This window comes from Micromonospora thermarum, assembly GCF_012034245.1.
In the GTDB taxonomy this organism is placed as follows: Bacteria; Actinomycetota; Actinomycetes; order Mycobacteriales; family Micromonosporaceae; genus Micromonospora; species Micromonospora thermarum.
Map to the genome: position 1 here is coordinate 1 of NZ_JAATEO010000111.1, position 385 is coordinate 385.

Consider the following 385-nt stretch of genomic DNA (forward strand, 5'->3'; position numbering starts at 1 on the left):
TAAGGGATGTCTCGTAACCCCGATGTCTGTCCGCTGAGGACGGCCACCGAGAATGACGGGGTGCAGGTGATCTCCGCAGCCCGCCAGGAGTGGATCTTCCCGTTCACCGGGCTGCAGCCCGCCCAGTTCCGCCGGCTGGTCCGCCTGGTCGCCGAGCGCGGTGGGGACACGATCGCGGACGGCCGGCCAGGCCGGCAGTGGGCCCTCGAACTGCCCGACCGGGTGTTGCTGGTCGCCGCGTACTGGCGGACCAACCTGACCATGCGTCAGATCGGCCCGCTGTTCGGCGTCTCGCACTCCGCCGCCCACCGGGTCATCGACACCCTCGGCCCTCTGCTGGCCCTCGCCCCAGTCCGCCGGCGGCCGGTCGAGCAGATCGCGATCG

General features: G+C 71.2%; 1 protein-coding gene. It reads left to right on the top strand.

Annotation, left to right across the window (positions count from 1 at the left end; genetic code table 11):
- Window positions 1-60 precede the first annotated feature (60 nt).
- Window positions 61-385, top strand: a 325-nt coding sequence (locus HCJ94_RS29435) for a helix-turn-helix domain-containing protein (protein WP_168004257.1), incomplete at its 3' end; no start/stop codon positions are given.